The sequence below is a fragment of the Mycolicibacterium sp. XJ870 genome, from assembly GCF_053483975.1.
On the sequence record NZ_JBEFTI010000022.1, the window covers coordinates 1 to 513 of the forward strand.

Annotated in this window: 1 rRNA gene; it reads left to right on the forward strand. The window is 54.2% G+C overall.

Going from position 1 to position 513, the window contains the following annotated elements:
• Positions 1-187: 187 nt before the first annotated feature.
• Positions 188-513, forward strand: a 23S ribosomal RNA gene (locus tag ABQF30_RS29540); the annotation flags it as partial.

Sequence of the window (513 nt, forward strand, 5' to 3'; positions counted from 1 at the left end):
GGGGGTGGTTCCCGGTTGCGGGGGTCGGCGTGTTGTTGCTCCACTTTGGTGGTGGGGTGTGGTGTTTGATTTGTGGATAGTGGTTGCGAGCATCTCGCATACAAGAGTTCTCTGAGAGAGTTTTCTTTCTCGGGGTGGTTTTGTGTGTGTTCGATGTGCAATTTTTACTCATTTTTTGGTTTTTGTGTTGTAAGTGTTTAAGGGCGCATGGTGGATGCCTTGGCACTGGGAGCCGATGAAGGACGTGGGAGGCTGCGATATGCCTCGGGGAGCTGCCAACCGAGCGTGGATCCGAGGATGTCCGAATGGGGAAACCCGGCACGAGTGATGTCGTGTCACCCAACGCTGAATACATAGGCGTTGGGGGGGAACGCGGGGAAGTGAAACATCTCAGTACCCGTAGGAAGAGAAAACAATTGTGATTCCGTGAGTAGTGGCGAGCGAAAGCGGAGGATGGCTAAACCGTATGCATGTGATACCGGGTAGGGGTTGTGTGTGCGGGGTTGTGGGACC